This window comes from Lacticaseibacillus manihotivorans DSM 13343 = JCM 12514 (genome assembly GCF_001435035.1).
Classification (GTDB): Bacteria; Bacillota; Bacilli; order Lactobacillales; family Lactobacillaceae; genus Lacticaseibacillus; species Lacticaseibacillus manihotivorans.
The window spans coordinates 1-400 of sequence record NZ_AZEU01000324.1; the positions used below are offsets into that span (position 1 = coordinate 1).

Genomic DNA, 400 nt, shown 5'->3' on the forward strand with positions numbered 1-400 from the left:
CGATAATACTGAGCTCTGGAAACACCGAGGATTCGGCACATCTTGGTTACCTGGTGATGATGGCTTTCTTGGTGAATGTAATCAAAGATATTGGTTACTTCTGCGCAAGAAAGCCCAGGGCTTTTTTTAGGATTTCGTTCTCCTCAGACAGCGAAGCCAGTCGCTTTTCCATCGCTTTGATTTCGTCTGGCGATTTACCGGATTGAGTTTTGGCCTGGCCCTGGATCCACTTATGAACTGTTGAATAGCCAATGCCATATTCTCTGGCCAGTTGGGCAGCTGATTCGCCTTGTTTATATAGGTTGATAATGTTTTGTTTGAATTCTTTGTCGTAATGAGTTGGTATGTAAAAATTCCTTCCTTTTGAGAGATGATTTATTCATTATACCCTCTCTTAAAA

At 41.8% G+C, this 400-nt stretch carries 1 protein-coding gene; it reads right to left on the reverse strand.

The window, feature by feature from the left end; all coding sequences use genetic code 11:
• Window positions 1-94 precede the first annotated feature (94 nt).
• Window positions 95-379, reverse strand: a complete 285-nt coding sequence (locus tag FD01_RS17015; RefSeq protein WP_420864860.1) for a transposase — start codon at window positions 377-379, stop codon at window positions 95-97.
• Window positions 380-400 lie beyond the last annotated feature (21 nt).